Source organism: Candidatus Poribacteria bacterium (assembly GCA_026706025.1).
Lineage (GTDB): Bacteria > Poribacteria > WGA-4E > WGA-4E > WGA-3G > WGA-3G.
In genome coordinates this window covers 1-2,472 of the sequence record JAPOZO010000001.1, presented here as the reverse complement: position 1 = coordinate 2,472, position 2,472 = coordinate 1, and the positions used below count along the sequence as shown (strand labels likewise).

Below are 2,472 nucleotides of genomic sequence, written 5' to 3'. Positions count from 1 at the left end.
AGAAATACCCTATCAAAAACACCCCAGATGCGACGTGCATCATGCTACAAAAGAGGGTGCTGCGTAAGTCCTATTTATAGTACCTCATCAAGATATGCCTCAATTTTTTCTAACGTCTTTTTGCCGATGCCTTTGAAACCTTTTAATTTTCCTTCATCAATTGCTGCTCGGAGCGAGACGAGGCTATCCACACCGACTTCTTCATAAAGTCGTTTAATCGTTTTGGCACCCAATCCGGGTATAGGTACAAGTTCCACAACCGTTCGCGGTGTATCACCGGCAAATTCTTCCAGTTTTGCGCTCGTGCCAGTGTCCAGAAATTCCTCAACGATTTTCGCCACAACTTCACCAGCCGCTGGAATTTCCTCTATTAATCGTCCTTGGGCGATGAGATCCGACATCGGTTCGGGAAAGCGAGAGATATAATTCGCCAACCACGGGTATCGCGAGGCGTGCTCTTCTGGATAGTCGGCGATAATCAAAAACGTATGAAGTTCCAAGAATTTCAGCGCGATTTCATCGTTCTGATGCCAGCGCGTCCGCCCTTTTGCATCTATGTAAGAACCCTCTTCTAAATTTTTCTCATCGCTCATTGTTCCCTCCTCCAATGTAAAATTTGGATTGTGGCATCCCAAAGTGCCACCGCCAAATAATCACCGTTAGGCGAAAAGGCTAACGATTGAATACCTGTCGGGTAGGTCTCCCAAATCACCGATTCGCCCTCGGAGATGTCCCATACTCGCAAATTACCTGCTTCATCACCGGAAGCGAGGTAGTCTGAAGTCGTCGAGAAGGCGAGTGCACGGGTCCAATACGCTTCAAACTCAGATTTCGCAAGGCGTTGCCTGCCTGTCCCAACTTCCCAGACACGGATCCCGGATTGTGCGTTTTTCTGTGTATCAACGGCTACCATCGTCGCATCGGGGGAAAATAACACATTCCAAATTCCCAAAATCTCGCCAGTATTGAGAACTTGGATCGGATCCACATCGGTTGTGTTCCAAATCTCAATGACTGTCCGATGTCCCTCACCGTCTCGGTAGCTGCCTTCTGCCGCCGCGATAAATTGACCGTCATCAGAGAGTGTCAAGCCATTTCTAACCGGGAGATCTGTCAGCAGGGTTTTCAACTTTTGGGCAGATCCCTCACCTTTCACACGCTCTGGACTTTGCTGAGTAAGTTGCCATACCTCAATTTCGTTATCACCTTTTGATAACACCGCGAGCGTGCCATCCGTAGACAGACTACCGCTTTCATACTGCCCATGCGCCAGTCGTGTTTCATCACCACTGCCTACGGAGAAGACGGTAATGTTATCATCCGCTTTTCGGACTAATAGTTGATTCATGCCAGTGGCATAGGAAAACCAACGGTTGGCATGGATGTTGCCGATCTCTCGTTTCTGTCGGCTCTGGATATTCCACGCTACGACAGCACCGCCCATCCCTTTCGTTATCAGCTTCGTGCTATGTTTGCTAAATGCCATCTGTCGCGCGACATTGGGGAGCAATTCGTCGAGGCGTGGCTGCTGCTTCTCACCAAGTTGAAAAGCGAACTCCAAAGCTGCCCCTTGGACTGATAAACATAACACATTAAACAGAAGAAAAACAAGCAAATTTTTCATCTACAAGCAAGCTCCGTTTGTAGTAGGGTAATGAAAAATAATAGGCACGATCAGAAACTGCATAAGTTTTGGTTTTGAGACAACTAAGACCTTGCTGGCGAAAGAAGAACCTCACCTCAATATTTTGTGTCCCATTGGTTGATTTGCGTGATCTATTACAAATCACCCTCAAAAATAACATCATATCCATTAGGGGATTTCACTGCAATTGTGCAGATATCCCCAAAATCATAGGTGTACTTTTTCAAACCTTGCACGACCTCCAGATTTCTCTCCTGGCAAATATCTAAAACGGTTTGGACGCTGTTTACGGCAATCTGCCATGTAAAATGTTGAGAGACTTTTTCGACGTTGACATCAGCTTTGCGACTAAGACCAAACTCAATGCTATCTTCATACTGTATCGCCTTAAATTCTTCATCATCGTAGGAGAGTTCAAATCCTAACGACAGATAAAACGCTACTTCAGCATCTAAGTCTTTTACTTTCAGAATCGGCATGAGCATCGTGTAAAGTTTACTTTTCATCAATGTTCTTCGGCTAGAAACCCCTGAATTTATCCATAGGGGAAAACCGTCTCCTTTTTAAAAATACAATAAAGTGTACGATTAATTATGCCACTCACATAATGGAAAAATTGTGTAGCCCCTATTACAGTAAATTTAGGGTCATTCAGTTTTAAGAAAATATTGTGTTTCGCGCTTTTTTTGATTTGAGGAGTAGGTGCGGTTAGGAAATCGTACCATAGGTGTCAATTTAGCACCTTTCCCCAGGTCCGGTAGGTTCGGTTTGTAACCGAACCGGAGTTATCCGAACCGGGTCTTCGTTTTCTTGTTTAGTCGAAACCC

General features: G+C 45.2%; 3 protein-coding genes. All 3 read right to left on the bottom strand.

The features are described 5' to 3' along the window. Positions 1–74: 74 nt before the first annotated feature. Positions 75–593 (bottom strand): helix-hairpin-helix domain-containing protein, encoded by a 519-nt coding sequence (locus OXH00_00015; GenBank protein ID MCY3739380.1) that lies wholly within the window; start codon positions 591–593, stop codon positions 75–77. Then, complete coding sequence (locus OXH00_00010; protein ID MCY3739379.1) at positions 590–1,624, bottom strand: hypothetical protein; 1,035 nt, start codon at positions 1,622–1,624, stop codon at positions 590–592. Before OXH00_00010 ends, OXH00_00015 begins: the two co-directional genes overlap by 4 nt. A gap of 155 nt (positions 1,625–1,779) precedes the next feature. Beyond that, positions 1,780–2,151, bottom strand: coding sequence for a VOC family protein (locus tag OXH00_00005; GenBank protein ID MCY3739378.1), 372 nt, complete (start codon positions 2,149–2,151; stop codon positions 1,780–1,782). Positions 2,152–2,472 lie beyond the last annotated feature (321 nt).

Coding starts and splice junctions, on each gene's coding strand:
- OXH00_00015 (MCY3739380.1), bottom strand. CDS start 593: ATGAGCGATGAGAAAAATTTAGAAGAGGGTTCTTACATAGATGCAAAA.
- OXH00_00010 (MCY3739379.1), bottom strand. CDS start 1,624: ATGAAAAATTTGCTTGTTTTTCTTCTGTTTAATGTGTTATGTTTATCA.
- OXH00_00005 (MCY3739378.1), bottom strand. CDS start 2,151: ATGAAAAGTAAACTTTACACGATGCTCATGCCGATTCTGAAAGTAAAA.